This window comes from Protofrankia sp. Cas3 (assembly GCF_963555955.1).
GTDB lineage: Bacteria > Actinomycetota > Actinomycetes > Frankiales > Frankiaceae > Protofrankia.
The window spans coordinates 1-3,261 of record NZ_CAUVXP010000086.1 but is presented as its reverse complement, the minus strand read 5'-3'; the positions used below and the strand labels follow the sequence as shown (position 1 = coordinate 3,261).

The 3,261-nt window shown below is 69.5% G+C and carries 4 protein-coding genes; 1 reads left to right on the top strand and 3 read right to left on the bottom strand.

The window, feature by feature from the left end:
* Positions 1–363: 363 nt before the first annotated feature.
* A complete protein-coding gene (locus U9983_RS16370; protein WP_322754861.1) occupies positions 364–669 on the bottom strand; it encodes a YcxB family protein in 306 nt (101 codons plus the stop codon).
* A 128-nt stretch (positions 670–797) separates the two neighbouring features.
* Between U9983_RS16370 and U9983_RS16365 the strand changes: the two genes are divergently transcribed.
* Positions 798–2,318 (top strand): HD domain-containing phosphohydrolase, encoded by a 1,521-nt coding sequence (locus U9983_RS16365; protein WP_322754860.1) that lies wholly within the window; start codon positions 798–800, stop codon positions 2,316–2,318.
* 97 nt (positions 2,319–2,415) lie between these two features.
* Here the strand turns inward: U9983_RS16365 and U9983_RS16360 are convergent, their stop codons facing one another.
* Positions 2,416–2,799 (bottom strand): type II toxin-antitoxin system VapC family toxin, encoded by a 384-nt coding sequence (locus U9983_RS16360; protein ID WP_322754859.1) that lies wholly within the window; start codon positions 2,797–2,799, stop codon positions 2,416–2,418.
* Positions 2,796–3,044, bottom strand: a complete 249-nt coding sequence (locus U9983_RS16355) for a type II toxin-antitoxin system prevent-host-death family antitoxin (RefSeq protein WP_322754858.1) — start codon at positions 3,042–3,044, stop codon at positions 2,796–2,798. The genes U9983_RS16360 and U9983_RS16355 overlap by 4 nt, the downstream gene beginning before the upstream one ends.
* Positions 3,045–3,261: the final 217 nt, after the last annotated feature.

Below are 3,261 nucleotides of genomic sequence, written 5' to 3'. Positions count from 1 at the left end.
CGTAGGTGGAAAAGGCTGCGGGAGCGACCGTTCCTACCTACGGGGTCGGGTGCTCGGGAGACTCCAGGTCGACACCACCGTCGCAGGGTGGGGACGTTCCGAGTCGGATTGAAGTGGAGGGGAGCGGGTCCGGTAGGAGTTGCCGGCGCTGTGGTGGTGACCGGACCAGATTCGGCTGATGATCGGCGCGAGTTTGTCATACGGTACGTTTTTTGGCCGGATTGGCGTGCGTACCGACAAGCTTTCGCCGATCTTGGCTGATGGTCGGTTGGGTCGGCGGGTGGCCGGTTGGGTCGGCGGGTGGACGCGCAGGGAGGCCGCAGCCACACGTTCGACCGGACGGATCCGCCCGGGCGTTCAGCTTCAGCTTCGGCGGATTTCGGCGAGTTTATCGATCTGCTCTTGGTTCTCCGCCGAGAATGCCGCCCGTGGGATGGGAACGGCACCACTGGCACGGCCCAATGTGAAAACCCAGGCATGCCGACCAGTACGAATTTTCGAGATTCCATCCCACTGCAGTGAAATATCGGTCTGGGCGGTGTGGATCTTGACGAAGGAATCCGTGATTTCGTACCGCCAAGGTTGTTCGACGAGCGTGGAGGCCCGCCGCCAGCCGAGGGTGATGAGGACGTCATACATGGTGATCAGACCTGTGTCGGCGGCACCCACCGGCGGCACCCGCCTGCGAGGACCGCCGGGCGTCCCTCGGTCAATTCGTTAGTACTCGGGGGACTGCGGCTTCCGGGCGCGCGCTCTGACGATCGTCGCGCGCCCTTTGGCCCACTAGAGTTTCGGGTGTGCGCGACGACGTGACCTTGGTGGAGATCGCCGCGCTGCTCGCCGTGGCGCAGGATCATGCGTTCGGCCAGCCGCCGGGAGCCCAGCTGCGGGCCACCGTGCTCGGTCAACGCCTCGCGACGGCCGCCGGTACCGATCCGACGGAACATGCGATCACGTGGTGGGCCTCGACGCTGCGTTTCCTCGGCTGTACCGGCCATGCCTTCGACATGGCCGTGGTGTTCGGTGACGAGATCGAGCTGCGAGCCCGCGCCCTGCGGGCTGACTTCGCGAACCCGTTCGAGGTTATGCGTCTGATGGTCAGCCATGCGGGGCCGGGCCTGTCCGGCGTGGGCCGGTTCCGGTCGGTGTTCTCGGTGCTGGCGGGTGGTCGCAGGGCCGCCGAGCTGAACTTCCGCGCCGCGTGCGAAGTGGCCGATGTCTTCGCGGTTCGCCTCGGCCTCGACGAGCCCGTGCGTGCGGCGTTGGCCGCGACCTTCGAGCGGTGGAACGGCCGCGGATTGCCGGCCGGGTCCAAGGGCGTGGTGATTCCCCGGCCGATGCGGATCGTCCAACTCGCCGGAGAGCTTGAGGTTCTCGCCCGGGTGGAGGGAATCGCGCGGGCGCTTGAGATCATCAAGAGCAGGCGTGGCAGGGCCTACGATCCCGATCTCGCCGATCTCGTCCTCGCAGAGGCGGCGGGCTGGTGGGATGGGCTCGAGCCGGTCGACTCCTGGGACGCGGCACTCGCGGTCGCCCCGCCGAGTACGCCGCTGAGCGACGCCGGCGCGCACGAGGCGCTGCTCGTCCTTGCGGACTTCGCCGATCTCAAGTCGCCCTGGACCGCCGGTCACTCCCGGGCTGTCGCCGCCCTGGCCCTGGCGGCATGCGGTCCCACCGCCCAGGCCGCCGCGTTGCTCCACGACCTGGGCCGGGTCGCGGTGCCCAACACGATCTGGGACAAGCCCGGAGCCCTCACGCGCGACGAGCGGGACCGGGCCGAGGCCCACGCGCTCGTGACCGACCAACTCCTGCGGCGGGTGTCGTACACCGCAACGTTGGCCGGGGCGGCGTGCGGGGCGCATGAGCGCGTCGACGGGTCCGGCTACCATCGACGCCTCGGCGGCGCGCACCTCGACGACGCCCAGCGGATCATCGCCGCCGCGGACTGCTACCAGGCTATGACGTCGGATCGCCCGTACCGGGCCGCGTATGCGCCTGAGGATGCTGCGGTCGAACTGCGGGCCATGAGCGCCGCCGGCCGCCTCGACGGGGAGGCGGTCGAGCGGGTCCTGGCCGCGGCGGGTCACCGTCGCGTGGCCCGACCCCCGCTCCCGGCCGGCCTGACCGCCCGTGAGGCCGAGGTGCTCCGACTGCTCGCCCTCGGCCTCACCACCCGTCAGGTCGCTGACCGGCTCGTGATCTCGACGAAGACCGCGGATCACCACGTGCAGCACATCTACACGAAGATCGGCGTGTCGACCCGCGGTGCGGCCGCGCTCTTCGCGATCGAGCGGGGCATCCTCCCCGCCAGGGCCTGACCGGTCCGGACCGGGTGGCCGGCTACGAGCGGTGGCCGGCCAGGACCGTGGTGCCGGCGCCTGCGGCCCTGGATAGGTCGATAAGTATGGGTCGATACTAGATCGCGACAATCGAGAGGAATTCCTCGAGTCCGAGGAGGTCGGCGGCGTTACGGGTGTAGACGCTGGCGCCGTGGGCGTGCGCAGTGGCCGCGATCAGCAGGTCCATGGTTCGGGCGCGCGGCTGGCGGCCGACGTCGACGACCCGCGCGGCGAGTCTGCCGTAGCTGTCTGCGACGGCGTCATCGACAGGCAACGGGTCGAAGCGTCGCTGGATCGCGCTGAGGCGGGCGAGGCGGGTCGCACGGGCCTGCGGCGTCTTGGCGACGAGGACGCCGAACTGGAGTTCCGCGATGCTCACAATGCTGATCGCCAGCTCGCCGGGGATCGGCTCGACGTCCGTCGCGACCAGGACACTGGTGTCGAGGACGCCGCGACTCACTCCGCTTCCCACGGGTCGGCGAGGGACGCGTCGACCAGGTTGCGATCGTCGGCCCATTCGGTGTCGGCGGGCTGCGCGAAGACGTCGGCGAGGTCACCCCAGCTCCGCCACGCGCGTGGCCTCACCGGACCGAGGACGGCCGCCGGCCGGCCGGCCACGGTGATGGTCAACCGTTCGCCGGCCTGGGCGCGGCGCACCAGGTCGCTGGCATGTTGTCGAATTTCCCGAAGTCCCACCTCGCTCATTCGTCAAGGGTAGCACTTGTGCTATGCGCGCAATGGTGGCCGCAATGGTGGCAGACGAGGTTGCGACGCCGAAGCGGGTCGCGGGTCGCGGGTCACGCTGACCGAGGGCCACTCCCTGGGCCCTATCCACGACGTCCTCGACGTCGGCCGCTGATGACCCAGGTTCCAGCGATGATGACGAGGGCGAACAGGAGCAGTCCGGCACCGAGCGTCACGA

Coding starts and splice junctions, on each gene's coding strand:
- U9983_RS16355 (WP_322754858.1), bottom strand. CDS start 3,044: ATGAGCGAGGTGGGACTTCGGGAAATTCGACAACATGCCAGCGACCTG.